This window comes from Pseudomonas sp. A125 (genome assembly GCF_055409485.1).
The window spans coordinates 54,478-80,784 of sequence record NZ_JBUZVP010000019.1; the positions used below are offsets into that span (position 1 = coordinate 54,478).

At 61.5% G+C, this 26,307-nt stretch carries 26 protein-coding genes and 1 pseudogene; 13 read left to right on the plus strand and 14 right to left on the minus strand.

Annotated features, from left to right (window positions below):
- Positions 1-24 precede the first annotated feature (24 nt).
- A complete protein-coding gene (locus tag ACZRN6_RS23705; RefSeq protein ID WP_003211212.1) occupies positions 25-204 on the plus strand; it encodes a hypothetical protein in 180 nt (59 codons plus the stop codon).
- A 137-nt stretch (positions 205-341) separates the two neighbouring features.
- Here ACZRN6_RS23705 and ACZRN6_RS23710 read toward each other — a convergent pair whose 3' ends face one another.
- The 4 genes from ACZRN6_RS23710 to trhP all read right to left on the minus strand — a co-directional run bounded on the left by ACZRN6_RS23710 (position 342) and on the right by trhP (position 7,472).
- Entirely contained in the window at positions 342-935 is a 594-nt protein-coding gene (locus ACZRN6_RS23710; RefSeq protein WP_322145825.1) for a glutathione S-transferase, read from the minus strand.
- On the minus strand, positions 932-4,570 hold the full coding sequence (locus ACZRN6_RS23715) for an AAA family ATPase (protein ID WP_464008971.1): 3,639 nt from the start codon (positions 4,568-4,570) through the stop codon (positions 932-934). Before ACZRN6_RS23715 ends, ACZRN6_RS23710 begins: the two co-directional genes overlap by 4 nt.
- The gene (locus ACZRN6_RS23720) at positions 4,567-5,808 is read right to left on the minus strand and encodes an exonuclease SbcCD subunit D C-terminal domain-containing protein (RefSeq protein WP_464008972.1); all 1,242 of its coding nucleotides are present in this window, start codon (positions 5,806-5,808) and stop codon (positions 4,567-4,569) included. Before ACZRN6_RS23720 ends, ACZRN6_RS23715 begins: the two co-directional genes overlap by 4 nt.
- Before the next feature lie 344 nt (positions 5,809-6,152).
- Positions 6,153-7,472, minus strand: a complete 1,320-nt coding sequence (gene trhP / locus ACZRN6_RS23725; protein ID WP_322145822.1) for a prephenate-dependent tRNA uridine(34) hydroxylase TrhP — start codon at positions 7,470-7,472, stop codon at positions 6,153-6,155.
- Positions 7,473-7,622: 150 nt separating this feature from the next.
- Between trhP and ACZRN6_RS23730 the strand changes: the two genes are divergently transcribed.
- Positions 7,623-8,684 carry an AI-2E family transporter gene (locus tag ACZRN6_RS23730; protein ID WP_322145821.1) on the plus strand — a complete coding sequence of 354 codons (1,062 nt, stop codon included), beginning with the start codon at positions 7,623-7,625 and terminating at the stop codon, positions 8,682-8,684.
- Here the strand turns inward: ACZRN6_RS23730 and ACZRN6_RS23735 are convergent.
- The 3 genes from ACZRN6_RS23735 to ACZRN6_RS23745 all read right to left on the minus strand — a co-directional run bounded on the left by ACZRN6_RS23735 (position 8,681) and on the right by ACZRN6_RS23745 (position 9,745).
- Entirely contained in the window at positions 8,681-8,860 is a 180-nt protein-coding gene (locus ACZRN6_RS23735; RefSeq protein WP_322145820.1) for a hypothetical protein, read from the minus strand. The genes ACZRN6_RS23730 and ACZRN6_RS23735 overlap by 4 nt on opposite strands.
- A 103-nt stretch (positions 8,861-8,963) precedes the next feature.
- A complete protein-coding gene (locus ACZRN6_RS23740) occupies positions 8,964-9,158 on the minus strand; it encodes a hypothetical protein (RefSeq protein ID WP_464008973.1) in 195 nt (64 codons plus the stop codon).
- 233 nt (positions 9,159-9,391) lie between these two features.
- Entirely contained in the window at positions 9,392-9,745 is a 354-nt protein-coding gene (locus ACZRN6_RS23745; RefSeq protein WP_088423277.1) for a hypothetical protein, read from the minus strand.
- A gap of 241 nt (positions 9,746-9,986) precedes the next feature.
- Between ACZRN6_RS23745 and ACZRN6_RS23750 the strand changes: the two genes are divergently transcribed.
- Complete coding sequence (locus tag ACZRN6_RS23750; protein WP_322145818.1) at positions 9,987-10,805, plus strand: shikimate 5-dehydrogenase; 819 nt, start codon at positions 9,987-9,989, stop codon at positions 10,803-10,805.
- 168 nt (positions 10,806-10,973) lie between these two features.
- Here the strand turns inward: ACZRN6_RS23750 and ACZRN6_RS23755 are convergent, their stop codons facing one another.
- A complete protein-coding gene (locus ACZRN6_RS23755; RefSeq protein ID WP_322145817.1) occupies positions 10,974-11,621 on the minus strand; it encodes a YceH family protein in 648 nt (215 codons plus the stop codon).
- Between the two features lie 126 nt (positions 11,622-11,747).
- On the opposite strand from ACZRN6_RS23755, the gene ACZRN6_RS23760 reads away from it, so the two are divergent.
- The gene (locus ACZRN6_RS23760) at positions 11,748-12,257 is read left to right on the plus strand and encodes a DUF1993 domain-containing protein (RefSeq protein ID WP_003211233.1); all 510 of its coding nucleotides are present in this window, start codon (positions 11,748-11,750) and stop codon (positions 12,255-12,257) included.
- Positions 12,258-12,327: 70 nt separating this feature from the next.
- On the opposite strand, the gene sstT is transcribed toward ACZRN6_RS23760, so the two are convergent.
- Positions 12,328-13,548: a serine/threonine transporter SstT gene (gene sstT / locus ACZRN6_RS23765; protein ID WP_464008974.1), complete on the minus strand. Its 1,221-nt coding sequence runs from the start codon at positions 13,546-13,548 to the stop codon at positions 12,328-12,330.
- Positions 13,549-13,765: 217 nt separating this feature from the next.
- Here sstT and ACZRN6_RS23770 point away from each other — a divergent pair, with 217 nt between their 5' ends.
- Positions 13,766-14,920 carry an MFS transporter gene (locus tag ACZRN6_RS23770; protein WP_464008975.1) on the plus strand — a complete coding sequence of 385 codons (1,155 nt, stop codon included), beginning with the start codon at positions 13,766-13,768 and terminating at the stop codon, positions 14,918-14,920.
- A 4-nt stretch (positions 14,921-14,924) separates the two neighbouring features.
- Here ACZRN6_RS23770 and nhaR read toward each other — a convergent pair whose 3' ends face one another.
- Positions 14,925-15,827: a transcriptional activator NhaR gene (nhaR, locus tag ACZRN6_RS23775; RefSeq protein WP_464008976.1), complete on the minus strand. Its 903-nt coding sequence runs from the start codon at positions 15,825-15,827 to the stop codon at positions 14,925-14,927.
- Between the two features lie 134 nt (positions 15,828-15,961).
- Between nhaR and ACZRN6_RS23780 the strand changes: the two genes are divergently transcribed.
- The 4 genes from ACZRN6_RS23780 (at position 15,962) to mnmH (ending at position 19,213) form a co-directional block, all read left to right on the plus strand.
- Complete coding sequence (locus tag ACZRN6_RS23780) at positions 15,962-16,216, plus strand: hypothetical protein (protein WP_464008977.1); 255 nt, start codon at positions 15,962-15,964, stop codon at positions 16,214-16,216.
- A 28-nt stretch (positions 16,217-16,244) separates the two neighbouring features.
- A complete protein-coding gene (locus tag ACZRN6_RS23785) occupies positions 16,245-16,991 on the plus strand; it encodes a TerC family protein (protein ID WP_464008978.1) in 747 nt (248 codons plus the stop codon).
- An 84-nt stretch (positions 16,992-17,075) separates the two neighbouring features.
- The gene (selD, locus tag ACZRN6_RS23790) at positions 17,076-18,110 is read left to right on the plus strand and encodes a selenide, water dikinase SelD (protein WP_322145812.1); all 1,035 of its coding nucleotides are present in this window, start codon (positions 17,076-17,078) and stop codon (positions 18,108-18,110) included.
- Positions 18,110-19,213 carry a tRNA 2-selenouridine(34) synthase MnmH gene (gene mnmH, locus ACZRN6_RS23795; RefSeq protein ID WP_464008979.1) on the plus strand — a complete coding sequence of 368 codons (1,104 nt, stop codon included), beginning with the start codon at positions 18,110-18,112 and terminating at the stop codon, positions 19,211-19,213. Before selD ends, mnmH begins: the two co-directional genes overlap by 1 nt.
- A gap of 128 nt (positions 19,214-19,341) precedes the next feature.
- Here mnmH and ACZRN6_RS23800 read toward each other — a convergent pair whose 3' ends face one another.
- Positions 19,342-20,397 (minus strand): permease, encoded by a 1,056-nt coding sequence (locus ACZRN6_RS23800; protein WP_464008980.1) that lies wholly within the window; start codon positions 20,395-20,397, stop codon positions 19,342-19,344.
- A 211-nt stretch (positions 20,398-20,608) separates the two neighbouring features.
- Positions 20,609-21,310, minus strand: coding sequence for a histidine phosphatase family protein (locus ACZRN6_RS23805; RefSeq protein ID WP_322145809.1), 702 nt, complete (start codon positions 21,308-21,310; stop codon positions 20,609-20,611).
- Positions 21,311-21,528: 218 nt separating this feature from the next.
- Here ACZRN6_RS23805 and ACZRN6_RS23810 point away from each other — a divergent pair, with 218 nt between their 5' ends.
- Positions 21,529-22,227, plus strand: a complete 699-nt coding sequence (locus tag ACZRN6_RS23810) for a glutathione S-transferase N-terminal domain-containing protein (protein WP_464008981.1) — start codon at positions 21,529-21,531, stop codon at positions 22,225-22,227.
- A gap of 8 nt (positions 22,228-22,235) precedes the next feature.
- Positions 22,236-23,078 carry a PhzF family phenazine biosynthesis protein gene (locus ACZRN6_RS23815; protein WP_464008982.1) on the plus strand — a complete coding sequence of 281 codons (843 nt, stop codon included), beginning with the start codon at positions 22,236-22,238 and terminating at the stop codon, positions 23,076-23,078.
- On the opposite strand, the gene ACZRN6_RS23820 is transcribed toward ACZRN6_RS23815, so the two are convergent.
- Positions 23,075-23,695 (minus strand): LysE family translocator, encoded by a 621-nt coding sequence (locus ACZRN6_RS23820; protein WP_322145806.1) that lies wholly within the window; start codon positions 23,693-23,695, stop codon positions 23,075-23,077. The two genes, ACZRN6_RS23815 and ACZRN6_RS23820, sit on opposite strands and share 4 nt — an antisense overlap.
- A 162-nt stretch (positions 23,696-23,857) precedes the next feature.
- Between ACZRN6_RS23820 and hemB the strand changes: the two genes are divergently transcribed.
- The gene (gene hemB, locus ACZRN6_RS23825; RefSeq protein ID WP_322145805.1) at positions 23,858-24,832 is read left to right on the plus strand and encodes a porphobilinogen synthase; all 975 of its coding nucleotides are present in this window, start codon (positions 23,858-23,860) and stop codon (positions 24,830-24,832) included.
- Between the two features lie 117 nt (positions 24,833-24,949).
- On the opposite strand, the pseudogene ACZRN6_RS23830 reads toward hemB, so the two are convergent.
- A pseudogene (locus tag ACZRN6_RS23830) lies at positions 24,950-25,075 on the minus strand (LysE family translocator); the annotation flags it as partial.
- Between the two features lie 145 nt (positions 25,076-25,220).
- On the opposite strand from ACZRN6_RS23830, the gene ACZRN6_RS23835 reads away from it, so the two are divergent.
- Positions 25,221-26,306, plus strand: a complete 1,086-nt coding sequence (locus ACZRN6_RS23835) for a DUF1615 domain-containing protein (RefSeq protein ID WP_322145804.1) — start codon at positions 25,221-25,223, stop codon at positions 26,304-26,306.
- The last annotated feature ends 1 nt before the right edge of the window (position 26,307 follow it).

Sequence of the window (26,307 nt, forward strand, 5' to 3'; positions counted from 1 at the left end):
CAACCGAACACAAGGGTTACCGACATGAACTTCAATCTCTTCTCGATCATCGCCGCTTCCGCTGTTTCCGCCACTGTTGCGTTGCCAGCCAGCGCCAGCGTTGAGATCAGCAGCAAAAAAACCAGCACCAGCGCCTACACCCAGAAATACCTGCAACAAAGCGCCAACTTCTACGCAGCGCTGGACCACAAAATCCAGAACTGAGCGCAATACTCTTTAAGAGCAGGCTTGTTGTGGCGAGGGAGCTTGCTCCCGCTGGACTGCGCAGCAGTCCCATTTTTTGGGTCGCTTCGCAACCCAGCGGGAGCAAGCTCCCTCGCCACAACAAGCTGGCTCTGACCTCAGGTTTTTGCCATCACCGCGACAAACAACGACGAATCCAGAAACCGCTGCAACCAGTCCTGCAACCGCGGATACGGCGCCTGGGCAAACCACTCCCGATCCACATGCGCAAATTGCCGCACAAACGGTGCGAGTGCCACATCCGCCAGGCTCAAATGCCCGGCCAGCAAATACTCCCGCCCCGCCAGCAATCCCTCCAGCTTCAACAAAAATACTTCACCCTCGGCCCGATAATGTTCCATCGGCTGCTGCGGATAACGCTCGGCATACTTGTATCGATTCAATTGATATTTGAAGGCCTGATCGTTTTCTTCAATCAGCGCCTGCGCCGCCGCCTCGTCCTCCAGCAACCAACCCTCGGGATCATTCTGAGCCAAGGCCCAGCGCATGATGGCCAGGCTCTCATCGATTACCCGACCGTCCACACTCAGCACCGGTACCGTGCCCTTGGGCGACAGCGCCAACATCTCAACCGGCTTGGCCTTGAGGCTGACCTCGACGATCTGCACCGCCACCTGCGAATACCGCAGGGCCATCCGCGCCCGCATCGCATACGGGCAGCGCCGGAACGAATACAACACCCCCTGGCTCACTTGACCTCCAGGGTGCTCAAGCCATTGCCCTGGCGCTTGACCTGGATCTGCACCGGAATCCGCTCGTGCATTTCCTGCACGTGGGAAATCACCGCCACCTTGCGGCCCTGGGCCTGCAAGCCGTCGAGGGCGTCCATCGCAAGTTGCAGCGATTCAGGGTCGAGGCTGCCAAAGCCTTCGTCGATAAACAGCGACTCGATCTTCAATGTGCTGGACGCCATCGACGCCAGGCCCAAGGCCAGGGCCAACGACACCAAGAAGGTCTCGCCACCGGACAACGAATGCACCGAGCGCAATTCGTCGCCCATCTCTGTGTCGAGCACCAGCAGGCCGAGCATGCTGCCACCGCGCTTGAGGCGGTAGCGGCGCACCAGTTGGCGCAGTTGCACGTTGGCGTGGTGCACCAGCAGGTCGAGGTTGTAGGCCTGGGCGATCTTGCGGAAGGTATCGCCGGTGGCTGAACCAATCAGGGCATTGAGGCGGGCCCAGCGCTGCCATTCCTCGTAGGCCTTGGCGATCTGTGTTGCCAACGCCTGGTTGGCGTCCTGGCGTCGTTGGTCATCAGCCTGCTGGGCGCGCAGTTCGGCGCAGTGTTTTTCGCCAATCGCCAGTGCGGTATTGAGTTCGGCCAAGGCATTGTCCAACTGCCCGGCGTCGAGGTTGCCGTTGTGCAGCGCCTGGTGATCCTTGAGCCGCTGTTCGCGTTCTTGCAGCAGCACCTTGGCCTGTTCGACGGCTTTTTCGCTGTGTTGCAGTTGCTGGCGCAACTCGGCCACCTGCGGCTCATCGAAGCCCACCAGGCGCGCCAGGCCTTCGTCATCAAGTTCGGGGTGCAAGGCGCGCCAGTCGCTGAGGCGCGTAGTGAGGGCCAGGTGCTCGGTGTCCAGGGACTGTTGGCGCTCGTGCAGCGACTTAAGGTCCGCAGCCAATTGGGTCAGCTGGTTGCGGGTGTCCTGCAACTGCTGGTTGGCCTCGCTCTCATGCTGTCGAGCCTGCTCGACGGCCTGGTCCAGTTGCTGCTGCCAGTGTTCGGCGCTGGGGTTTGCGCCCAGCAGGCCGGCGAGTTTTTCTTCGGCGGCGTGTTGCAGGGCGCTGTGTTCGGCGAGCTGTTTTTGCAAGCTCTCCAACTGCTGTTGGCGATGCTGCTGGCGGTCCTGTTCTTTCTCGATAGCTTGCTGGCGCTGCAGCTGTTCGGCCAGTTCTTCCTTTTGGTTATCGAGTTGCTCCAGGCGCTGGCTGACCTGTTGGTCGAGCACCATGAAGGTCGCTGCCGGCTCGCTGCGCAGGCCGTCCAGGGTCTCGCTCGGCAACAGGCTGGCGAAGGCATGCAGTTCTTCGTCCAGGCGTTCGCGGTCGTTGGACAGCTCCCGTTGCTGGTCGATCAGCAATTGACGCGCCTGTTGGCTGGCGTCCTGGGCAGCTTGCAGCTGTTGCTGCATACGCCCGGCGTTTTGTTGCAGGTTGAGCAGGGCGCCCTGGCGTTGCTCATCCTGGGTGAGGCTTTGACTGAGCTGGCTCAGTTGCTGGGCGAGCCAGGCATCGCGTTTGGTGGCGTCCTGGTTAAACAGCGAAGCTGACAGTGGGTGGGCTTCAAGGCTTGGCACCAAGGCCTGCAACTGGCTGGCGAGCTGCTCCTGCTGTTGCAGGAATTCCTTTTGCTGGGCGATCAGGCCGCCCACTTCGTCGCGCAGCTCGGTGAGTTTTTCCTTGAGCACATCGACGGCTTGCTGGGCGTTGGCCTCTTCGCTTTCGTCGTGCCGGGTCAGGCTTTGCAGCATGGCTTCGGGCTGGTGATACGGGTGCTCGACGCTGCCGCACACCGGGCAGGGTTGATCGTCCTGAAGCTGGCCGCGCAATTCCTCGACGCTGGCACTGCGGGCCAGGCGCTGGCGTTCCAGCAGTTGCTTGGTGACGGCCAGGGTCTGTTCGGCGACAGTCAGCTCGGCCTTGGCTTGCAGGCCGCTCTGGTTCAACAGCTCTCGTTGTTGCTGGGCGAGGGTCTGTTTTTGCGTCAGGGCCTGGCTTTGGCTGTCCAGTTGCTGATGGCTGCCCCACAGCCGCGCCAGGTCTTCAAACGCGCGATGTTGCTTGCGATTGTCCTGGAGCAGGCTGCCGAGCAATTGGATCTGTTCGGCCACCGCATGGGGCTCGGCGCCGGCTTCGTGGTACAGCAGGTCCAGGGCCTCACGTTGTGCGGTCCATTTTTCAGCGAGGCGGGTGCTGCGTTCTTCCAGTTGCGGCAGTTCTTCAGTGCCTTTTTTAAGGCGACCGCCGATCACCATCAACTGCTGCAGACGCTCGCGCTGGTAGGTCCATGCCTCACTTAACGGCGCGAGGGCGGCGCTGCGTTCAAGTTCTGCGGCCAGTCGATTCAGGCGCTCGGCGACGACTTTTTGCTTGTCCAACAGGCCGGTCAAGGCAGCCTGGCCTTCCACACAGGCGGTTTCGCCCAGCTGTTTTTCTTCGCTGCGCTTAGTCAGCTCACGGGTCAAGTGGGCGAGGGTGGTTTGCTCTTCGAAGGCCTGGCGCAGCAGGGGCACGGCGTCGGTTTGTTGCTGCTGTGCCCGGGCGAGGGCGGCGTGCACCTCAGTCTGCTGCTGCTGCAGTTGCGTCTGGCGGGTGTGCAGCGCGGCTTGTTGCTCAAGGTGCTGCTGGATCTGCGCAGCGAGCGGCTGCAGGTGCGTCGTCAGTTCAGCCTGGCGGGCAAAGTGATGGCGTTGCGGCGCCAGTTGTTCCAGGCGGCTGAGGTCGAGGCGTTGCGGGCCCTGGCTTTGCCAGAGGTGCTGGGCTTGTTGCAGTTGCTCGACCGCGCCTTGTTGGCGTTCCTGCCATTCGCGCAGTTCCTTGAGCCAGGTGTGCTGCAGCTCAAGTTGCTTGAGTTGCGCCTGCTGGGTCTTGAGTTGCAACTGCGCGGCGGCAAGCTGTTCGTCCAGCTCGGCGCGGGCTTCAGGGGCCAGCGGGGTAACGCCGGTGGCCTGGTCTTGCAGGTGTTTGTGGGCGTCCCGGGCGTCCTTGGCCTTGTCGAACGCGCGGCGGCCGAGTTGGGTATACAGCGCGGTGTCGGTGAGCTTTTCCAGCAGTTCGCTGCGCTCGTTGTCGTTGGCCTTGAGGAACGCGCTGAACTCGCTTTGCGCCAGCAGAACGGCGCGGGTGAACTGCTCGAAGTTCAGGCCCAGGGCCAGTTCCAGTTGGGTCTTGTATTCGGTTTTCTGGCTGGCCAGCAGTTGCTCGCTGTCCAGGTCGATCAGGCTTTGGCGGCTGGCTTGCAGCTTGCCACTGGCCTTGTCCCGGGCGCGGTTGGCTTCCCAACGGGCGCGGTAGCGACGGCCGCTGACGCCGACAAAATCCACTTCAGCATAACCGCCCCCGGTGCCCCGGCGGATCAGGGTGCGCGGGTCACCGATGGAAATGTCGGTGTCGGCATCCGGCATCTTCGCCTGGCCGGTGTCGCCCAGGCGCGGCACGGCGCCAAACAGGGCCAGGCACAGCGCATCGAGCAGGGTACTTTTACCGGCGCCGGTCGGCCCGGTAATCGCGAACAACCCGGCACTGGCCAGGGGCTCGGCGGTAAAGTCGATTTCAAACGGCCCTGCCAGGGACGCGAGGTTTTTCAGGCGAATGGCGAGGATCTTCATGGCTGTTCGCCCTCCTGTTGCACTTCCTGGAGCAGTACGGCGAAGTCCTTCAGGGTCTGTTCGTCCACGTCACTGCCGTAGCTTTCCTGCCAGGCGCGGCTGAACAGTTCCTGGGGCGTGAGCTGGTCGAGTTCGATCAGGCGGTCTTGCTGGCTGTCTTCGCGGCTGCCGCTGCCGGCGTATTCCGCCGCGATGCGTACCAGGCGCACGGCCTTGCCTTGCAAGGCGTTTTCTACTTGCTGGCGCAGGTCGGGTTGCGGCTCGTCGAGGCGCACGCGCACTTCGAGCCAGGGTTGGCGCTGGGTTTCGGCCAGCAGATCGATGTCGGGCAGGTCGGCCAGTTGCTTGAGGATGTCGGCCAGGGGCGCGGCGTCCAGGCGTTGCAGGTTGACCGAGCGCGGGATAAGTCGGGATTCGACGCTGACCAGGGTTTCGCCGTCCAGTTGCACGTCGAGGATCTGGTGCTGGTAGCCGATTTCCGAAAACGACAGCGGAATCGGCGAGCCGCAGTAGCGTATACGCTCCTCGCCATTTACCCGCTGGGGTTTGTGCAAATGGCCGAGGGCCACATAGCTGACGCTGGCATCAAACAGGCTGGCGGGCAGCGCCTCGGCATTGCCGATGATCAGGCTGCGCTCGGAGTCTTCCGACACCGAGCCGCCGGCCATATGGGAATGGCTGATGGCAACCAGCGCCTGGCCCGGCTGGCGCTTGGCATTGGCGGCGGCGATCAGCCATTCGTGAACCTGGCCGATGCCCCGCAGGTAATCGTCGCCCAGTTGCGCGCCGGTCACTTCGGCCGGGCGCAGGAAGGGCAGGGCCAGGCACCAGCCGGCGGTTTCACCGTCGGCACCGGGCAATGGAATCAGCAGGCGCTCGACATCCAGTTGCCCGTCATCCAGCCACAACACCCGGCCCAGAGCGTGGGTGCGCAGGCGGCGCATCAACGGCGCTGGCAGTTCGATGCGCGAGCCGGAATCGTGGTTGCCGGCGATCATCACGATGGTCAGCCCGGGATTTTGCTCGTGGGCGCTGATGATGAAGTCGTACAGCCGCTCCTGGGCCTTCAGCGGCGGGTTGACCGTGTCGAAGATATCGCCGGCGATCAGCAGCACATCAGGGCGGTGCAGGCCCAACTGGCCCAGCAGCCAGTCGAGGAAGCAGGCGTGTTCGAAGTCGCGTTCCTGGCCGTGCAGGTTTTGCCCAAGGTGCCAGTCGGAGGTGTGAAACAGACGCAAGGCGATCTCCGTAAAAAAGAGGGTGACCGCTCAAGACAAGGTGGCGGTACGCAGAACCGCCAATTCTACTGTGCTAATGAGCCTATTGCGCGCATGCCCTGCTTTTGTGATGAGGAAGTTTTTGTGGAAAAACGCGCTTTTGTGGCGAGGGAGCTTGCTCCCGCTGGGCTGCGAAGCGGCCCTGATCTGGCTGATGCGGTTTGTCAGAAAGAATCGCATTGCCTGTTTTGGGGCCGCTTCGCAGCCCAGCGGGAGCAAGCTCCCTCGCCACAGCAAGCTCCCTCGCCACAGCAATCTCCTCGCCATAGCAAGCGCCCTCAACATAATCAGGGTGTTTGGCGACGTTAAACGTCGCGCATCAGAAGGCCAAAGCGCAGGTCCATTTCTGCCGGAATCGGCACATACACCGTATGCCCGTCACCCGGCGCGACCTCGATCGCCTCGCCCTTGGCGTTGTGCAGCGTGGCCAGGTCAAAGTGAAAATTTCCCGCCGGGGTCATCAGTTCCAGGTGGTTGCCCACCGCAAAACGGTTCTTCACCTTGACCTCGGCCAAGTGGCCGCGCCGCTCACCGGTCAGCTCGCCCACGAACTGCTGGCGTTCGGACACTGAGCTGCCGTTCTGGTAGTTCTGGTATTCATCGTGCACGTGCCGGCGCAGGAACCCTTCGGTGTAGCCGCGCTGGGCCAGGGATTCGAGGTTGGTCATCAAGCCTCGGTCAAAGTCGCGTCCGGCCACCGCGTCGTCAATCGCCTGGCGATACACCTGGGTGGTACGGGCGCAATAAAAGTGGGATTTGGTGCGGCCCTCGATCTTCAGCGAATGCACGCCCATGCGTGCCAGCCGCTCGACGTGCTGCACCGCCCGCAGGTCCTTGGCGTTCATGATGTAAGTGCCGTGCTCGTCCTCGAAGGCGGGCATCTGTTCGTCGGGCCGGTTGGCCTCCTGCAACAAGAACACCTGGTCGGTGGGGGCGCCGAGGCCCAGCGTCGGCTCGGGCGCGTATTGCTGCACGATGTCGCCGACGGCGTTCTCCACCGCAGGCGTGGCCTGGTATTTCCAGCGGCAGGCGTTGGTGCAGGAACCCTGGTTGGCATCGCGCTTGTTCATGTAGCCAGAGAGCAGGCAGCGCCCGGAATACGCCATGCACAGCGCGCCGTGCACAAACACTTCCAGCTCCATGGCGGGCACTTGCTGGCGAATCTCGTCGATCTCTTCCAGCGACAGCTCCCGCGACAGGATGATCCGGCAGATGCCCTGGGACTGCCAGAATTCCACGCTGGCCCAGTTCACCGTATTGGCCTGCACCGACAGGTGGATCGGCATGTGCGGGAAGTGCCGGCGCACCAGCATGATCAGGCCCGGGTCGGACATGATCAGCGCATCCGGGCCCATGGCGATCACCGGGGCGAGGTCCTTGAGGAAGGTTTTCAGCTTGGCATTGTGCGGCGCGATGTTGACCACCACATAGAAACGCTTGCCCTGGGCCTGGGCTTCCTGGATACCCAGGGCGAGGTTGGTGTGGTCAAACTCGTTATTGCGCACCCGCAGGCTGTAGCGCGGTTGCCCGGCGTAGACGGCGTCGGCGCCGTAGGCAAAGGCATAACGCATGTTTTTCAGGGTGCCAGCGGGGGCGAGCAGTTCGGGGGCGATAACGGGGGGCATGGGCTCGGGTCGCAAAAGGGCGGCAGGTTAGCCGGGCCAGCCGCAGGGTTTATTGATCCAGGTCTAATAAATAGGGCACTCGCAGGATTTGCAGCGGACTAACCATCAGGGTGCACACGAGTGTCCTGCGTTTTTTTGAGATGGATCGGAATGAATCAAACCAACCTGCAATTCAAAACCCTGCTGTTGCTGCTCGCCCTGGTGACTATCGCGTTTATCTGGATTTTGCTGCCGTTCTACGGCGCGGTGTTCTGGGCGGTGATCCTGGGGATCATTTTTGCGCCGATGCAACGGCGCTTCCAGCAACGTTTTGGCTGGAACCGCAACCTCACCTCATTGGCGACCCTGACGGTGTGCCTGGTAATCGCCATTTTGCCGGTGATCATCACCAGCGCCTTGCTGGTGCAGGAAGGGGCCACGCTTTACAAGAACGTCGAGAGCGGCAAACTCGACGTGGCCGGGTACATCGAGCAGTTCAAGAACTTTCTGCCGCCATATTTCCAGCACCTGCTGGACCGCTTTGGCATGGGCAACCTGGAAGGCCTGCGCGAGAAAATCGTCAAGAGCGCGATGCAGGGCAGCCAGTTTTTTGCGAGCCAGGCGTTCAGCTTTGGCCAGGGCACGTTTGATTTTTTGGTGAGTTTTTTCATCATGCTGTACTTGCTGTTTTTCCTGCTGCGCGACGGCCCCGAGTTGGTGCGCAAGGTCCGCACCGCGGTGCCGCTGGCCGAACCGCAAAAGCGTCGCCTGCAACTCAAGTTCAACCGGGTGGTGCGGGCCACGGTCAAGGGCAACGTATTGGTAGCGATCACCCAAGGCGCGTTGGGTGGCTTGATCTTCTGGTTCCTGGACATTCCCAGTGCGTTGCTCTGGGCGGTGTTGATGGCGTTTCTGTCGTTGCTGCCAGCGGTGGGCGCGGGGATTGTGTGGGGGCCGGTGGCGGCGTATTTTTTGTTGAGCGGGTCGATCTGGCAAGGCGTGGTGCTGGGGTTGTTCGGGGTGTTTGTGATCGGGCTGGTGGACAACGTGCTGCGGCCGATCCTGGTGGGCAAGGACACCCGGATGCCCGATTACCTGATTCTGATCTCGACCCTGGGAGGCTTGTCGATCTTTGGCCTGAACGGTTTTGTCATCGGGCCGCTGATTGCGGCGCTGTTCATGTCCAGTTGGGCGCTGTTTGTCGAAACCAAACCACGGGTGCAACTGCCTTAGGCATGAAAACAATGCGCCATCTTCCGCGACAGGGCCTGGGCGGCCGGCAACGAGGTAAGTGGACCGCTGATGGCCTCGCCATCGCGTACCAGGTACCAGCAGGCGAGCAAACCCAGTTCCCGCAGTGAGGCGGGCACGGCACTGCCGATGACGGACATGATTTGAATAGTGGGCATGACGACCTCCAATACGCTATGGAGGTGACAGTATGGTGTGGAGGTTTTAAGGGGAAATTAACCTGCGTGATAGTCGACATCACTGCTATCGAGTAGCGCGTCGTCAGTCGACTACCTGGTCGAGCATATGCACCACTTCCTGTTCGCTGATCAATCCCTTGCGCACCAGGTTTTCCGCCAGCAGGGACAGGAATTTGGCGTTCCGGTGACCTTCCAGGGCCTTGAGCTCGGTCAGTACGCTATAGACCTTGCTTGAGGTGCACAGGCCGGCGGTGCGGTGGGGATTTTGCGTGGGCATGGGCAATCGTCCTTTTTGTTATTGGCTGGACAGTGTCGATAGTGGAAGCCTTTTGAGACACAAACATGACAGCGCAAGCCGTGGTCGGGCAAGTGCCAATTGAGCTTAATGATGTGGGATTTGGCCACGGCCATTGTCCTTATAACGACACTGGCAAGATTTATTCAGACCTGCAGGCCAAAAAAAAGGCCCCGCTTTTAGGGCGGAGCCTGTTCAGGTGTATCAGTTCGTGCTTACCAGCCGCGACCGTAATAACCGTGTGGAGGGCCGTAGTAGCCGCGCGGTGGGCCGTAATAGACCGGCGCCGGGCGGTAATAAACCTGTTGTTGCACATACACCGGCGGTGGCGGTGCGTAGTACACCGGCGGCGGAGCGGCATACACCGGCTGCGGCTGGACATACACCGGCTGTTGCACATAAACCGGCTGCTGCTGGTTGGCGACAATCGAGCCGCCTACCACTGCACCGACAATGGCGCCCAGTGCAAGCGGAGCACCCCAACCACCACCGTGGGCGGAGGCTTGTCCTGCTATAGCGAGTGCGCCGATAAGCAAGGCGATCTTGGGGATTTTACGAATCATGGTCATTCCTCGGTTAGCCCCTGCGCTTGTGGTCTGCAATCAATAGACTCAAGGATTGTCGCGGGGATACTTTTAAGACAGCGTATTTCTAAAAAACAGCACAGCCGATAGGTAAAGGTTGTGTAAGGTCTGTATCGGCTGGCTTACACAAGCGGCCGGGCACAGTGCGTATGATCCACGACAACCCGCAGGCGCGGGTATTCCGTCTATCCGAAACCGCCTCTGGAAGGGCTTCAAGGAGTTACCGATGCAGATGAACCCCAACAAGGACACCCAATTGTGCATGTCACTGTCGGCGCGCCCCGGGAACTTTGGCCTGCGCTTTCATAACCATCTGTACGAGCAGTTGGGGCTGAATTTCTACTATAAGGCGTTCAGCAGCCAGGACTTGACCGGCGCCGTGGGGGGTATTCGTGCGTTGGGCATTCGTGGGTGTGGCGTGTCGATGCCGTTCAAGGAGGCCTGTATAGCCCTGGTGGATGAGCTGGATGATTCGGCGCGGGCCATTGCGTCGATCAATACCATCGTCAACACCGACGGGCATCTGAAGGCATACAACACTGACTATATCGCTATCGAGCAACTGCTGAAGAAGCACCAAGTGCCCAAGGACTCGACCTTCGCCCTGCGCGGCAGCGGCGGCATGGGCAAGGCGGTGGCCAGTGCCTTGCGTGATGGCGGTTACGCCAATGGCGTGATCGTGGCGCGCAATGAAGTGGCGGGCCAGGCGCTGGCCCAGAGCCTGGGGTATGAGTGGCAGGCGCAGCTGGGGGCTTTGCGCCCGCAGATGTTGATCAACGTGACGCCGGTTGGCATGACGGGCGGGGCGCAGGCGGACGAGTTGGCGTTTGACGCCGACGCCATTGATTCGGCCGAGATCGTGTTCGATGTGGTGGCCATTCCCTCGGAAACCCCACTGATCCTGCGTGGCCGCGCCCAGGGCAAGCGGGTAATTACCGGTTTGGAAGTGATCGCCATCCAGGCGCTGGAGCAGTTTGTGCTGTACACCGGTGTGCGGCCGACGGATGAGCAGTTCCAGGCGGCGGTGGCGTTTGCTCGAAGCTGAACATCACCGCTGACTGTGTGGCGAGGGAGCTTGCTGTGGTGAGGGAGCTTGCTGTGGCGAGGGAGCTTGCTGTGGCGAGGGAGCTTGCTCCCGCTGGAGTGCGTAGCGCTCCCATTTTCTTGGGGCTGCTGCGCAACCCAGCGGGAGCAAGCTCCCTCGCCACGCACATTACTCAAGACGGGAAAGGCGCTCTTCCAACGCCGCAATCCGCGCCTCCAGCTCTTCGATACGCTCCAGTGAAACGCCACCTCCCGCACCACGCTCCACCGGATTGCCACGCGCCGCCAGGATCGCCTCGATATCCGCCGGGTCGCCCAGTGCATGCATATACCGATCTTCACGCTGCCCCGACTGACGCGGCACCAACAACGCCAGCCCTCGGGCTATCAGGCGTTCCAGTTGATGCACCACCTGCTCGGCGTCTTCAAAGTCATGCATGCGCCCGCTGCGGGTCAGCAGTTCGTTGACGGTCTGCGGGCCTCGCAGAAACAGCAGGCCGCTGAGAATTACCTGGGCCGGCACCAACTCCAGCGCCTTGTCCACCCGATGCTCCCAGCGGTCGGCGCGGCTGCCCATCACCAGCCGGGTAAAACCGCGACCTTCCAGGGCCCGCAGGCTCTGGCCGACCTGGCCCTGGCTGAGGTTCATCACCGGCTCGCGGCTGGTTTTCTGGTTGCAGGCAATCACCAGCGCGTTAAGGGTCAACGGGTAGGTTTCGGGGCTGGTGGCCTGTTTTTCGATCAGGCAGCCAAGGATGCGGATTTCCGTGCTGTTCAGGCGCGGTTCTTCAGAAGTCGTGTCGTGCTCGGTGGTCATCGCGCTTTCCCTAATGCAGTGAGCCCACTAGCCTAATCCTGAAAAAATAAAAGACAAGCGGCGCCGGCTGCCGGCATGTCTATAATCGCCGCTGTTTCAAACCCTGCCACAACTGTCGAGACTGTCATGACTATTTCCCTGTACGCCGCTTCCCTCCCGGTCTTCAAGCAAATGCTCAACGCCCTGAGCGATGTGCTGAACAAGGCCGAAGCCCACGCCACCGCCAAGAACATCGACCCGAACGCCTTCCTGCAAGCGCGCCTGTACCCGGACATGTTCCCGCTGGTGCGCCAGGTGCAGATCGCTGTCGACTTCGCCAAAGGCGTTTCTGCCCGCCTGGCTGAGATCGAAGTACCGAAATACGACGATACAGAAGTCACCTTCGCTGACCTGCAAGCGCTGATCGCCAAGGTCCTGGCGTTTATCGACACCATCACCCCGGCCCAGGTCGACGGTAAAGAAGGCATCGAAATCATCACCCGCCCTGGCACTCCGAAAGAGAAGCGCTTCAGCGGCCAGTCGTACCTGTTGAGCTACGGCTTGCCGCAGTTCTTCTTCCACGTCACCACCGCTTACGCCCTGCTGCGCCACAACGGCGTGGAAGTGGGCAAGCGCGACTACATGGGCGCGTTCTAAGCCTTTGTAATAAAAAAGCCCGGGGCGGTTCATTGAAGAATCGCCCCGGGCTTTTTTGTGCGCGCAAGGTTTACGCGGCTTGTTGTTCCTTGCCCAGGCACGCGGCAGCGGTGAACAACACGTCGGTGGACGAGTTCAGCGCGGTTTCCGCCGAGTCCTGCAGTACGCCGATGATGAAGCCAACAGCCACCACCTGCATGGCGATTTCGCTGGGAATACCGAACAGGCTGCACGCCAGCGGGATCAACAGCAGCGAACCCCCGGCAACGCCCGATGCCCCACAGGCGCACACCGCGGCGACCACGCTCAACAGCACGGCAGTGGGGATGTCCACGGCAATGCCCAGAGTGTGCACGGCGGCCAGGGTCAGCACGGTGATGGTAATGGCAGCGCCAGCCATATTGATGGTGGCGCCCAGCGGGATCGACACCGCGTAGGTGTCTTCATGCAGGCCCAGGCGCTTACTCAGCGCCAGGTTGACCGGGATGTTAGCCGCCGAACTGCGGGTGAAAAACGCGGTGATGCCGCTTTCACGCAGGCACATCAGCACCAGCGGGTAAGGGTTGCGACGCAGTTTCCAGAACACGATGGCCGGGTTGATCACCAGTGCCACGAACAGCATGCAGCCAATCAACACCAGCAACAGGTGCGCGTAGCCCAGCAAGGCGCCGAAGCCGGAGGTGGCGAGGGTCGAGGCCACCAGGCCGAAGATCCCCAGGGGCGCGAAGCGGATCACCATGCGTACGATCAGCGTGACGCCGTTGGACAAGTCGCCCAGCACGGTGCGGGTGGTGTCGCTGGCGTGGCGAATCGCTATGCCCATGCCGATGGCCCAGGCGAGAATGCCGATGAAATTGGCGTTCATCAGCGCACTGACCGGGTTGTCCACCACGCTGAGCAACAAGCTTTGCAACACTTCGCCGATGCCGCCGGGCGCGCTGACGGCTATGTCGTGAGTGGCCAGCACCAGTGAGGAGGGGAACAGCGTGCTGGCGATCACCGCGACCACGGCAGCAGCAAAGGTGCCCAGCAGGTACAGGAACAGGATCGGCCGGATATGGGTTTCCTGGCCGTGCTTGTGGCTGGCAATCGAAGCCATTACCAGCACAAACACCAGGATCGGCGCGACGGCCTTGAGCGCCGAGACGAAAACCTTGCCGATAAATCCGCTGGCTTGCGCAACGTCGGGTAACAACAGGGCCAGCACGATACCAGCGATCAGGCCGATGACGATTTGGGTGACCAGGCTGATAGATATCAGCCGTTGAAAGAGAGAAGGGGCAGCAGTCATAAAAGAGTTGTCTCTGGTTTTTTCTAATTAGATGCAGCTAAGGCAGCGTGAATCTGGCAGGGGCGAAGTCTAGCATCTGTAGGAAACGTCTTATTCGGGTGCGGCGTTGCGTCGCCACGAAGGGACACATTCTGTTAACATTACCCATCCTCTTATTTCTTCTCTATCAGCGGGCCTTCCGGGCTTTCGTTGATGTCGCTGTTTTCTGGAGTTTTTAATGTTGTTTCCGATTTTGCTGTTGTCAGCGGCCGGTTTCACCGTGCTGACCACAGAGTTCATCATCGTCGGCCTGTTGCCAGCCATCGCTTCGGACCTTGACGTGAGCGTGTCCCAGGCCGGTTTATTGGTGACGCTGTTTGCCTTTACGGTGGCGGCGTTTGGCCCGTTCCTCACCGCGTATTTCGCGCGGTTCGAGCGCAAGCGGCTGTTTATCACGATCCTGATCATGTTCGGGCTGGCCAACACCCTGGCGGCGATGGCGTCGAATATCTGGGTCATGTCCCTGGCGCGGTTGATCCCGGCGTTGGGGTTACCGGTGTTCTGGGCCCTGGCCAGTGAGACGGCGGTAGACATCGTGGGCCCGGATTTCGCCGGCCGTGCGATTGAAAAGATCGGCTTCGGGATCGTGTGTGCCACGGTCTTCGGCATCCCGGTGGGCACGCTGATTTCCGATATGTTCGGCTGGCGCACCGCCTTTGGCATTCTCGCGGTGGTGGCGTTCGCCAAGGCGCTGCTGCTGTTTATCTACTTGCCGAAGACGCGGGCGAAGAACGACCAGGCCAGCTTGCGCTCGCAGTTCAAGATCCTGCGCAGCCCTTTGATGCAGGGCCATATCCTGCTGTCGATCCTGGTGTTCAGCGGCATGTTCACCGCGTACACCTACCTGGCGGACATTCTCGAGCGCCTGGCGGGTTTCGATGGAACGCTGGTGGGCTGGTGCCTGATGGGCTTTGGCGCCGTGGGCCTGATCGGCAACTCATTGGGCGGGCGCATGGTCGACCGGCATCCGCTGATCGCCTCGATGGTGTTCTGCGGCTTCATGATCGCCGGCATGGTGGCGCTGGTGCCCGCCATCCACTCCACCGTCGGGCTGGCGGCGGCGATGGCCGTGTGGGGCGTGACCCAGGCGGCATTGTTTTTGGTCAGCCATGTGCGGCTGATGAAGGCCGCGCCTCATGCGCCGGCGTTTGCTGCCTCGCTGAACATTGCCGGGGCCAACCTGGGGATTGGGCTGGGAGCATTGGTGGGTGGGCATGTGATCGACACCCTGGGCCTGGGCAGCCTGGGGTTTGCCGCCGCCGGTTTTATCCTGCTGTCGATCCTGCTGGCGCTGTGGCTGATGACCGCCAAGACCCGCTCCGTCTGCGCCTGAGCCGTCAGGGCGGGGAGGTAAACAGCTCCCGTCTTGCACCTTCGGTAATCGCCACGATGCCGGGGTGCTTGACCTTGCGTTCCACCGAGATCGCATAAAATGACTCGGTCACCGCATCCGTCTGGCCGATCAGCGCCACGCCGTACTGGCGCTCCACCTCGTCGGCAATCACGCTGGGTGCGATAAAAATCCCGCTGCCGGATTGGCCAAACGCCTGCATCAACGCGCTGTCGTCGAACTCCCCGACAATCCGTGGCTGAATCTGCTGCTCGGCAAACCAGCGCAGCAACCGGCTGCGCACCACCGTCTCCGCCCCTGGAATCAACAGCGGCGCACCCTGCAGGCACTGTGGGAAATCGCCGCGATGCTGGTCAGCCAATGCCTGGGTCGCAAAAAAACTGATCCCGCATTCCCCCAGCTTCTGGCTGTAGCCCTTGATGTCCAGGTGCGGGGGCATCGGGCTGTCGGAGATCACCAGGTCCAGGCGCTGAATCGCCAGGTCCGCCAACAAGCGCTCAAGCTTGTCTTCACGGCAGGTGATGCGGATCGGCTCACTCAGCTCCATGGTCGGCGCAATCAGCCGATAGACGATGGACTTGGGCACCACATCCGCCACGCCGACCCGGAACAGGATCTGCTGCTCGTTGGGCTGGGTGCGCAGCATCGCTTCAAGCTCATTGCCCAGCTGAAACATTTGCTCGGCATAGGGCAGCGCCTGGCGCCCGGCTTCCGTCAGTTCCAGCTGGCGCCCGACCTTCTGAAACAACGCCACGCCAAACGTCTGTTCCAGCAGGCTGATCTGCCCGCTGATAGTCTGCGGCGTGAGGTTCAGTTGCTCGCAGGCGCGCACGATGCTGCCGGTCTTGGCGACGACCCAGAAGTAGTGCAGTTGTCGATAATTGAGCATGGCGGCCAACACTTCGTGAAAACCGAAGTATAAGCGAAAAAAATACGAATTTTCCTGAAGTGTTTGGCTGCATAGAATGCGTCGCTATCGAGGGGCCACTACTTGGACCCGACGGTTCTAACGAGGAACGCATCATGAAACTCAATTCCCTGGGCGCAACGGCGTTACTTGCGCTTTCATTAGTGATGCTCAGTGGCTGTGACCAAGCGGAAAAAAGCGCGCAACAACTGCTGGGTAAAGCCACCGAGTCGGCCAAGCAAGTGATTGACGACACCCACCAGGCTGCCGAGCAGGCCTTGAGTGATGCGACCAAGCGCTTGATCGCCCCGCCGCAAAGCGAGGAGGAACAGGAACGCAAGAAGCCTGAGCCTGCCTCGCAAGAAACCTGATCCCCGAACATCACACCAGGACTGACCTATGGATTACCTTTTACAACTGGCCGCCAGCCCGACCGCATGGATCGCACTGGCCACCCTGATCGTCATGGAGATTGTGCTGGGGATCGACAACCTGATCTTTATCTCGATTCTCACCAACAAGTTGCCGGTGCAACACCGGGCCAAGGCCCGCCGCATCGGTATCAGCATGGCGTTGATCCTGCGTCTGGGCCTGTTGAGCACCATTGCCTTTATCGTGCAGTTGACCGAGCCGGTCATCGACATCCTGGGGCAGTCGTTCTCCTGGAAGGACATGATCCTGATCGCCGGTGGCCTGTTCCTGGTGTGGAAGGCAACCACCGAGATCCATCACAGCATGGACCCTGAAAAGGAACATGTAGATACCGGAGCGCCGAGCGTGACCCTGGGCTTCGCTTCGGCGATTGGCCAGATCCTGCTGCTGGACATGGTGTTTTCCATCGACAGCATCATCACCGCGGTGGGCATGACCGAGCACTTGCCGATCATGATCATTGCCGTGGTGGTCTCGGTGATCGTGATGCTGGTCGCGGCCGAGCCGTTGGCCAAGTTCATCAACGACAACCCGACTATTGTGATGCTGGCCTTGGGCTTCCTGATCATGATCGGCATGACGCTGATCGCCGAAGGTTTCGGCGCGCATGTTCCAAAAGGCTATGTGTATGCGGCCATGGCGTTCTCGGCGGCTATCGAGTGCTTGAACATGATGCGACGCAACCGGCATAAACGGCTTGCTGGCAAACACTAAGGGCTGAACATAAAGGCCGACTGCATGCAGTCGGCCTTTTGCTGTCTGCTAGAATCCGCCCACTTGACGCCTTGAGGGACACCCATGAACGAGCCTATTCGCCTGACCCAATACAGCCACGGTGCGGGTTGCGGTTGCAAGATTTCACCTCAGGTACTGGAAGTGATCCTCGCCGGCAGTGGCGCGCAGAACCTCGACCCCAAGCTCTGGGTTGGCAACGCTTCGCGCGATGACGCAGCGGTGTATGCCATCGACGAGGAGCGCGGCGTGGTCTCCACCACCGATTTTTTCATGCCGATTGTCGATGACCCCTTCGACTTCGGCCGCATTGCCGCCACTAACGCCATCAGCGATATCTACGCCATGGGCGGTGATCCGTTGATGGCCATCGCGATTCTCGGCTGGCCGGTCAACGTACTGGCCCCGGAAATTGCCCGGGAAGTGATCCGCGGCGGCCGCTCGGTGTGTGACGCGGCCGGGATTGCGCTGGCTGGCGGCCACTCTATCGACGCCCCCGAGCCGATCTTCGGCCTGGCCGTTACCGGGCTGGTGGAAAAACGCCACATGAAGCGCAACGACACCGCCACAGCGGGTTGCCAGCTGTACCTGACCAAACCCTTGGGCATCGGCATCCTCACCACCGCAGAAAAGAAGGGCAAGCTGCGCGAGGCCGACATCGGCCTGGCCCGTGACTGGATGTGCACCCTCAACAAGCCCGGCAGCCGTTTTGGCAAGCTGGCCGGTGTAACGGCCATGACTGACGTCACCGGTTTCGGCCTGCTGGGCCACCTGGTGGAAATGGCCGACGGCAGCCACCTGACGGCGCGCATCGAGTACGAAAAAGTCCCACGCCTGCCCGGGGTTGAGTACTACCTTGAGCAAGGCTGTGTACCTGGCGGCACCTTGCGCAACTTCGACAGCTATGCGAGCAAGCTCGGGCGCCTGAATGAGCTGCACAAGCGCGTGCTATGCGACCCGCAAACCAGCGGCGGCCTGCTGGTGGCGGTCACCCCCGAAGGCAATGCCGAATTCCTCGCCGTGGCAGCGGAACTGGGCCTGGACCTTGAGCCGATCGGCGAACTGGTTGAGCGACAGACCAACGCGGTAGAGGTGTTCTGATGCCCGTCGACATCACCGATTACCGCGACATCTTTCTCAACGACCGGCCAATGATGGATACCCGCGCGCCGATCGAGTTCATCAAGGGCGCGTTTCCCGGGGTGGTCAACCTGCCGTTGATGACCGACGAGGAGCGCGAGCGGGTGGGCACCTGTTACAAGCAGCAGGGCCAGCAGGCGGCGATCGTCCTCGGTCACAAGTTGGTATCCGGAGCGATCAAGGCTGAACGTATTGAGCAGTGGGCGCGTTTCGCCCGGGCCAATCCTGATGGCGTGCTGTATTGCTTTCGCGGCGGGATGCGTTCGCAGATTGCCCAGCAATGGTTGAAAACCGAGGCGGGTATCGACTACCCGCGCGTTGGTGGTGGCTACAAGGCCATGCGAACGTTCCTGCTTGATACCGTTGAAGACGCCACCGCGCAATGCGACTTCGTGTTGCTGGGCGGCATGACCGGCACCGGCAAGACCGAAGTGCTCGGCCAGTTGAGCAATGCCCTGGACCTGGAAGGCCACGCCAACCATCGCGGCTCCAGCTTCGGCAAGCGGGCCACCACCCAACCTTCTAACATCGACTTCGAAAACTGCCTGGCGGTGGACCTGCTGAAAAAGCGTGCCGCCGGTATCGAGCAGTTTGTGGTCGAGGATGAGAGCCGCATGATCGGCAGCTGCGCGCTGCCACTGCCGTTGCACAAGGGCATGCAGGGCTTTGCGATGGTCTGGCTGGAAGACAGCGTTGAAGGCCGCGTGGAGCGCATCCTGAAGGATTATGTGGTGGACCTCTGCGCCGAGTTTGTCGCGGTGTTTGGCGACACTGGCCAGGAACTGTTTGCCGAGCGCCTGACCCAAAGCCTGGGCAATATCCACAAGCGCCTGGGCGGTGAGCGGTTTGCGCGGTTGCACGCGGTGATGCAGGACGCCCTGGCAGAGCAGGCCCGCAGCGGCGCGGTGGAGATGCACCGTGGCTGGATTGAAGGGTTGTTGCGTGAGTACTACGACCCGATGTATGCGTTCCAGCGGGAAAGCAAAGGTGCGCGTATCGAGTTTGCGGGAGAGCAAGCGGCGGTGGTGGAGTATTTCCGGGACAGGCTCGCTCGGCGTAAGTAATTGATTGAGTTTGCCGGCCCTTTCGCGGGCAAGCCCGCTCCCACTTCGACCGCATTTATCCTGTAGGAGTGCAGTCAAAATGTGGGAGCGGGCTTGCCCGCGAAGGGGCCCCCAACTTCACCCGATCACTACAGGATAAACGCCCCGATCAGCCCACACGCCACGCCCATCAGTATGGTCAGGCCGGCCACGGTCACCAGCACCCGCGCATCGAAATCCTTGCGCAGCATCAGCAGCGACGGCAGGCTCACGCTCGGCAGGGTCATCAGCAAGGCCACGGCGGGGCCGGTGCCCATGCCGAGGGTCATCATGGTTTGCACGATAGGGATTTCGGCAGCAGTCGGGATCACAAACAGCGTGCCGACAATCGCCAGCGGCACCAGCCACACCAGGCTGTTGGCCATTGCGCCGTCAACATGGGGAAACAGCCACACCCGCGCCGCACCCAGGATCAGCACCGCCAGGATGTACACCGGAATCGTGCTCCAGAACAGCTGCCACAAGGTGCGTAGCCAGCGGCTCAGGAATGGTTCGGTCTCGGTAAGGCTGGCTTGGGCCACGGCGTCCAGTGCGGCTTCCGGCACCTGCTCCGGGCGCGCGATGCGCTGCGCCACCAGCGACACGCCCACCACCAGTACGATCCCGGCCACCAACCGCAAGGCGGTAAAACCCCAGCCCAGCACGAAGCCCATGAACACCAGTGTCGCCGGGTTCAGCACCGGGTTGGCGATCCAGAAGGCCAGCGCGGCGCCTACCGAGACGTTTTGCCGACGCATGCCGGCGGCTACCGGAGCCGCGCAGCAACTGCACATCATCCCCGGCAAGGCGAACAAGCCGCCCCGCAAGGTAGACCCCAGCCCGGCGCGGCCAAACAGGCGCAACAGCCAGTCCCGCGGGATCAGCACTTGCAGCAGCGAACCAAGGATTACAGCCAGCACCGCGGCTTTCCAGATCGCCAGGAAATACACCTGGGCATAGGCCAGCGCCGCCGCCAGTGGTGCGCTTTGCTGATCGTTGAGGATCGAGGCGCCGATGCTGTGGTTATCCGCCGCAATAAACGCCTTGGCGTAGTAGGGCGACCATTTCACGTAGTAGAGACCGATACAGGCCACCAGCAGGAACAGCGCTGGTTTCCACCAGAAAGACCAACCCCTGGCAGGGTGGGTGGAGGAGAGGTTGGACATGTGGATGATCCGCAGGTGAGTCAATAGCGAGGCATCATACGCTGTACAAGGCCGCCCCCGAAGCACTGTGGCGAGGGAGCTTGCCGTGGCGAGGGAGCTTGCTCCCGCTGGGCTGCGAAGCGGCCCCAAAATTCTGGGAGCGCTTCGCACTCCAGCGGGAGCAAGCTCCCTCGCCACAGCAAGCTCCCTCGCCACGGTTCTTCAGGGGCGGTCAGATATCGGCGCTGACTTGCGTCGCCTCCGGGCACGTCTGCTGGCCGTTATCCAGGCCCTGCTTGTAATTGCGGCTGAACAGAGTGGCCTTGCCGTTGTGCCAGGTCAGGGTCAGCACATACAAGGTATCGAAATCGCTGCCGGACCAATCGTCGGTAATCACGTGTTTTTCACCCACCGCTTCACTGGCCACCTTGTTGATCAGGTCCGGCAGGTAGCCGTGGGACCAGGCGGTGTAGATGACGGCGTTGTGGTACTTGTCTTCCACCAATTCGTCCGCCAGGGCGCTGGTGTCATTGGCCGAGAACTTGATGTTCACCGGCAACCCGAGCTTGATGGCGCTGGGGCTGATGGTCATCAATGGGCGGATGTAGCTGTAGGAGTTGTCTTTTTCGCCTTCCTCGACATTACGCGTCGGGTTGGGCGCGAACACGAAGTTGGCTTTGCCGAACTTTTCTGGCAGCACGGTGGCCAGGTTCATCGCGCGGTTCAGGCCCTGGCAGTTGAGTTGGCCAAGGCCGCCGGCAGGTTTTTCGCCGTGGCGCAGGAACACCAGGGTTTGCACGCCGTCGACAGGCTGGGCGCGGCTGATCCTGGATTCAAGGGTCAGGCCGACAGCAGCGGTGACCAGCAATACCGGCAACAGGACGTAGGTGTAGCGTTTAAGACGTTTGGCAAGGCACAGAGGCTTGATGGTCATGATGGTTCTAAGTCTCGGTGCGAGGAATCGGGGCGAGCAAGCCCGGCCAGCGGGCGCTCTGTAAGAGTGCCCCGAGGCAGTTTGGTTCGTTTCGCAGGGGAGATGGGGCGGCATCCTTGCCGTTTGCAGCAGATTAACCGGCGGATGTTGCGGATTTAAGACGGGTGCAGGACGCCCATCAAGCCACTATTATCAGGGCATCTATCAGGAGTTACGCAATGAACTCACTTTCCGACTTCCCCATCAGCGCCAAATGGCCTGCCCTGCACCCCGAGCGCCTGCAGTTGTACTCGTTGCCAACGCCCAACGGAGTCAAGGTGTCGATCATGCTGGAGGAGCTTGGGTTGCCGTACGAGGCGCACAAGGTCAGCTTCGAGACCCAGGACCAGCTCTCCAGCGAATTCCTGTCGCTGAACCCGAACAACAAGATCCCGGCGATCATTGACCCCAACGGCCCGGGTGGCCAGGCGCTGGGGTTGTTCGAGTCGGGCGCGATCCTGATCTACCTCGCCGAGAAGAGTGGCGAACTGCTGCCCGAAGACCCGGCAATGCGCTACGAAACGATCCAGTGGCTGATGTTCCAGATGGCCGGTATCGGGCCGATGTTCGGCCAGTTGGGTTTCTTCAACAAATTCGCCGGTGCGGCCTACGAGGATAAACGCCCGCGTGACCGCTACGTGGCCGAGTCGCGCCGCCTGCTGGAGGTGCTGGAAAAACGCCTGCTGGGCCGTACCTGGATCATGGGCGACGAGTACAGCATTGCCGACATCGCCACCTTCCCGTGGGTGCGCAACCTGGTCGGTTTCTATGAGTCTGGCGAACTGGTGGGCATTACCGACTTCCCGAACGTACTGCGGGCCCTGGACGGTTTTGTCGCCCGGCCAGCCGTGATCCGTGGCTTGAACATCCCAGCATAAGGAACCGCATGCCTTCTTTCGACTTCAAACAGCTCGACGTTTTCAGCGACGTGGCGCTCAAGGGCAACCCGCTGGCCGTGGTGCTGGGTGCCGACAGCCTGAGCGACCAGCAAATGGCGGATTTTGCCAACTGGACCAACCTCAGTGAAACCACGTTTTTGCTCAAGCCCCGTGATCCACGGGCGGATTACCGCGTAAGAATCTTCACCACCCTCAAGGAATTGCCGTTTGCCGGCCATCCGACCCTCGGCAGTTGCCATGCCTGGTTACAGGCCGGCGGCCAACCGGCTGGCGAGCAGATCGTGCAGGAATGTGAAATCGGCCTGGTACACATCCGTCGCCAAGGCGCCGAGCTGGCGTTTATCGCGCCACCGCTGTTGCGCTCCGGCCCGCTGGAGCCCGAATTGGTGGAACGTGTTCGACGGGCATTGGCCCTGGAACCCGGGGCGATTGTGCGCAGCCAGTGGGTGGATAACGGCGCGGGTTGGCTGGCGGTGATGCTGGCTGATCGGGAACAGGTACTGGCGCTGCGTCCGGACTATTCACAGTTGGAGGGGTTGGCCGTGGGCGTGATTGCCCCATGGAACCCGGAGCGTGATGGTGATGAGGCGCAATTTGAAGTGCGTGCCTTTATTGCCGGCGATGGTGCGCCGGAAGACCCGGCCACCGGCAGCCTGAACGCCGGTGTCGCCCAGTGGTTGCTGGGCAAAGGCCTGGCACCCAGCCGCTATGTGGTCAGCCAGGGCACCGCCATGGGCCGCGCCGGGCGCATCCGCGTGGAGCAGAGCGGTGAGCAGATCTGGGTCGGCGGCGCGGTGGCGGTGTGTATTGAAGGGCAGTTGAGCCTTTAACGGTTGTTGGCGGCCAGCTTGATCCCAAACCCGATCAACGCCAGGCCTGCCACGCGGGTTGCGATTTTACGCGCCAGCGCAAAGGTTCGCAGGCGGATCACCAGCGCGTTGCCTACCAGCACCAGCAGCGCCTGGTACACAAAGCCGATCAGCGTGACGTGCACCATCATCGCCACCAAGGTGCTGCTGGGCGAATCCGGGCGGATGAACAACGGAAAAAACGCCACGAAAAACAGGATCACCTTGGGGTTGGTCAGGCTGACCGCAATGGCCCGGCGAAAGTAGATCCAGCCGGAGCGTTGCGGTTCTTGGCCGACCACATCACGGTTGACCGGGGTGAGCAGCAGTTGCAGGCCCATCCAGCAGAGGTAAGCCGCACCGGCCCATTGCAAAGCCATGAACAGCATCGGGTTAGCTTTCATCAGGGCCGCGAGGCCTGCGGAAGCAGCGAGCATGAAGATCAAATCGCCCAGCACCGTACCGAACACCGCGCCAAATCCGGCGCGGATGCCATTGCGCGCCGTGGCATGCAGGATGGCAAAGGTGCCTGGCCCCGGGATCAACTGGAAGATCAGGATGGCCGCGATAAAACTGCCGTAGTTCTGGATATCAAACATGCCGAGCGCTCCTTTGCTGTTTTGCCGAGCATAGCCGCAAACATCATTGTTACGGAATAAGAAAAGCACTGTTATCGCACGGACGTTTGTGCTCCCGGTCAATCCGGGCATAAGCTTTCGCCCTTAAGCTATGTGCCTCGGCCCTTTTTTTCAGGAGCATCAATGTCCAGCCAGTTCCCCGAAGCCCGTCCACGCCGCCTGCGCCGCTCTGCGCAGTTGCGTGGCTTGTTCCAGGAAAGTGAGTTCACCCTCAACGACCTGGTGCTGCCGATCTTCGTTGAAGAAGAAATCGACGACTTCGTACCGATCACCAGCATGCCCGGGGTGCAGCGCATTCCCGAGTCGAAGCTGGCCTTCGAGATCGAACGCTATGCCAACGCCGGCATCAAGTCGGTGATGACCTTCGGCGTGTCCCACCACCTGGATGCTACGGGCAGTGACACCTGGCAAGAGCGTGGCCTGGTCTCGCGCATGTCCTCGATCATCAAGGACGCGGTGCCGGAAATGATCGTGATGTCCGACACCTGCTTCTGCGAGTACACCGACCACGGCCATTGTGGCGTGATGCACGGCGCCGAGGTCGACAACGACCGCACCTTGGTCAACCTTGGCAAACAGGCCGTGGCCGCCGCCCGCGCCGGTGCCGATGTAATCGCGCCGTCTGCTGCAATGGACGGGCAGGTGCAGGCGATTCGCCGGGCGCTGGATGAAGCGGGTTTCAGCCATATTCCGATCATGGCCTACTCCACCAAATTCGCCTCGGCTCTTTACGGCCCCTTCCGCGAAGCTGGCGGCAGCGCGCTCAAGGGCGACCGCAAGAGCTACCAGATGAACCCGATGAACCGCCGCGAAGCGGTACGTGAATCGTTGCTGGATGAGCAGGAAGGCGCCGACGCGTTGATGGTCAAGCCGGCCGGCGCTTACCTGGACATCATCCGCGACATCCGCGAAGCCTCGCGTTTGCCGGTGGCGGCGTACCAGGTCAGCGGCGAGTACGCGATGATCAAGTTCGGTGCCCAGGCGGGCGCCATCGATGAAGCCCGCGTGGTACGGGAAACCCTGGGTTCGATCAAGCGCGCTGGTGCAGACTTGATCTTCACCTACTTTGCAATGGACCTGGCACTGGCCGGGATCTAAGTAACCCTGTGGCGAGGGAGCTTGCTCCCGCTGGGGCGCGCAGCGGCACTGAAAATGGGCCTGCTGCGCAGTCCAGCGGGAGCAAGCTCCCTCGCCACTAGGAGCCTGTTCGCTGCTGCCCGGCGCGGCGAATACGCTGGCGCGCTTGCCGGCGGTCAGTCCGGTGGGCACGGTGAAGATTACGCCGGTGCCGGGAATCAATACGACGATCAGGCAGGTGGTCAGGAAGTTCAGGCTGAACATGGCATTCAAACGCCTTGCAGGAACGACGGGTGCCTGATCCTTCATGTTCTGCATTCATTGGCGAGTGCAGCAGGTCGGCGAACCCCGGTTAGACTTTCCGGTCGATATCTGCCAAGACTGGCCCATCGTCGCCCAAGGAAGCCCCATGCATTCGTCTCGCCTGATCCTGTGCCTCACCACCTTGCTGGTGCTGGCCGGCTGCTCCAGCCAGCGCACGCAGCCACTGCCCGAGCGCAGTGAAGCCGAGGTGAAGGCACAGGTCGTGCGGCTGATGCCGGCCAGCGTGCCGGATCGTGGCGGCTGGGCCCAAGACATCTACACCGCCTTCAATACGCAGAAAATCTACCCCAGTACCGAAAACATCTGCGCCGTGCTGGCCGTGACCGAGCAGGAGTCCACCTATCAGGTCGACCCGCCGGTGCCGAACATGGGCAAGATCGCCCAGGACGAAATCCTGCGCCGCGCCGCTAAAGTCCATGTGCCGGCGGTGCTGGTGCGCACGGCACTGCAACTACGCTCGCCCACCGGCAAGTCCTACGCCGAGCGCTTGAGTGCTGCGCGTACCGAGCGGGATTTGAGTGGGATCTTTGACGATTTCATCAGCGTCGTGCCCTTGGGCAATACCCTGTTTGGCGGCTTCAACCCGGTGCATACCGCAGGCCCGATGCAGGTCAGCATCGACTTCGCACAAAAACAGGCGCGGGATTACCCCTACACCGTGGATGGCAGCATCCGCCGAGAAGTGTTCACCCGTCGGGGCGGCATGTACTTTGGCATCACCCATCTGCTGGGCTACCCGGTGCACTACGACCAGATGCTGTACCGCTTCGCCGATTTCAATGCCGGTTGGTACGCTAGCCGCAACGCCGCATTCCAGGCGGCGGTCAGCCGGGTCTCGGGTACCACGCTGGCGCTGGACGGCGACTTGATCAACTATGGCTCGTTCCTGCCGGGCACCACCGAACTGGCAGTACGCTCCCTGGGCAAGGCGCTGGACATGCGCAACCCAAGCATTCGCAGCCAGCTGGAGCAGGGCGAGCGCCTGGACTTTGAAGACACCACACTGTACCAGCGCGTGTTCGCCCTGGCCGACAAGGCCGCCGGCAAACCACTGCCACGGGCGATCCTGCCGGGCATTGTGCTGAAAAGCCCGAAAATCACCCGCAACCTCACCACGGCCTGGTTCGCCAAGCGCGTGGATGAGCGTTATCAGCGCTGCCTGAGGCGCTGAT

What these genes read in the sequence shown, in the direction of transcription:
- ACZRN6_RS23705 (WP_003211212.1), top strand. Translation starts at nt 25, where the DNA reads ATGAACTTCAATCTCTTCTCGATCATCGCCGCTTCCGCTGTTTCCGCC.
- ACZRN6_RS23715 (WP_464008971.1), bottom strand. Translation starts at nt 4,570, where the DNA reads ATGAAGATCCTCGCCATTCGCCTGAAAAACCTCGCGTCCCTGGCAGGG.
- trhP (WP_322145822.1), bottom strand. Translation starts at nt 7,472, where the DNA reads ATGCCCCCCGTTATCGCCCCCGAACTGCTCGCCCCCGCTGGCACCCTG.
- ACZRN6_RS23730 (WP_322145821.1), top strand. Translation starts at nt 7,623, where the DNA reads ATGAATCAAACCAACCTGCAATTCAAAACCCTGCTGTTGCTGCTCGCC.
- ACZRN6_RS23735 (WP_322145820.1), bottom strand. Translation starts at nt 8,860, where the DNA reads ATGCCCACTATTCAAATCATGTCCGTCATCGGCAGTGCCGTGCCCGCC.
- ACZRN6_RS23740 (WP_464008973.1), bottom strand. Translation starts at nt 9,158, where the DNA reads ATGCCCACGCAAAATCCCCACCGCACCGCCGGCCTGTGCACCTCAAGC.
- ACZRN6_RS23745 (WP_088423277.1), bottom strand. Translation starts at nt 9,745, where the DNA reads ATGACCATGATTCGTAAAATCCCCAAGATCGCCTTGCTTATCGGCGCA.
- ACZRN6_RS23750 (WP_322145818.1), top strand. Translation starts at nt 9,987, where the DNA reads ATGCAGATGAACCCCAACAAGGACACCCAATTGTGCATGTCACTGTCG.
- ACZRN6_RS23755 (WP_322145817.1), bottom strand. Translation starts at nt 11,621, where the DNA reads ATGACCACCGAGCACGACACGACTTCTGAAGAACCGCGCCTGAACAGC.
- ACZRN6_RS23760 (WP_003211233.1), top strand. Translation starts at nt 11,748, where the DNA reads ATGACTATTTCCCTGTACGCCGCTTCCCTCCCGGTCTTCAAGCAAATG.
- sstT (WP_464008974.1), bottom strand. Translation starts at nt 13,548, where the DNA reads ATGACTGCTGCCCCTTCTCTCTTTCAACGGCTGATATCTATCAGCCTG.
- ACZRN6_RS23770 (WP_464008975.1), top strand. Translation starts at nt 13,766, where the DNA reads ATGTTGTTTCCGATTTTGCTGTTGTCAGCGGCCGGTTTCACCGTGCTG.
- nhaR (WP_464008976.1), bottom strand. Translation starts at nt 15,827, where the DNA reads ATGCTCAATTATCGACAACTGCACTACTTCTGGGTCGTCGCCAAGACC.
- ACZRN6_RS23780 (WP_464008977.1), top strand. Translation starts at nt 15,962, where the DNA reads ATGAAACTCAATTCCCTGGGCGCAACGGCGTTACTTGCGCTTTCATTA.
- ACZRN6_RS23785 (WP_464008978.1), top strand. Translation starts at nt 16,245, where the DNA reads ATGGATTACCTTTTACAACTGGCCGCCAGCCCGACCGCATGGATCGCA.
- selD (WP_322145812.1), top strand. Translation starts at nt 17,076, where the DNA reads ATGAACGAGCCTATTCGCCTGACCCAATACAGCCACGGTGCGGGTTGC.
- mnmH (WP_464008979.1), top strand. Translation starts at nt 18,110, where the DNA reads ATGCCCGTCGACATCACCGATTACCGCGACATCTTTCTCAACGACCGG.
- ACZRN6_RS23800 (WP_464008980.1), bottom strand. Translation starts at nt 20,397, where the DNA reads ATGTCCAACCTCTCCTCCACCCACCCTGCCAGGGGTTGGTCTTTCTGG.
- ACZRN6_RS23805 (WP_322145809.1), bottom strand. Translation starts at nt 21,310, where the DNA reads ATGACCATCAAGCCTCTGTGCCTTGCCAAACGTCTTAAACGCTACACC.
- ACZRN6_RS23810 (WP_464008981.1), top strand. Translation starts at nt 21,529, where the DNA reads ATGAACTCACTTTCCGACTTCCCCATCAGCGCCAAATGGCCTGCCCTG.
- ACZRN6_RS23815 (WP_464008982.1), top strand. Translation starts at nt 22,236, where the DNA reads ATGCCTTCTTTCGACTTCAAACAGCTCGACGTTTTCAGCGACGTGGCG.
- ACZRN6_RS23820 (WP_322145806.1), bottom strand. Translation starts at nt 23,695, where the DNA reads ATGTTTGATATCCAGAACTACGGCAGTTTTATCGCGGCCATCCTGATC.
- hemB (WP_322145805.1), top strand. Translation starts at nt 23,858, where the DNA reads ATGTCCAGCCAGTTCCCCGAAGCCCGTCCACGCCGCCTGCGCCGCTCT.
- ACZRN6_RS23835 (WP_322145804.1), top strand. Translation starts at nt 25,221, where the DNA reads ATGCATTCGTCTCGCCTGATCCTGTGCCTCACCACCTTGCTGGTGCTG.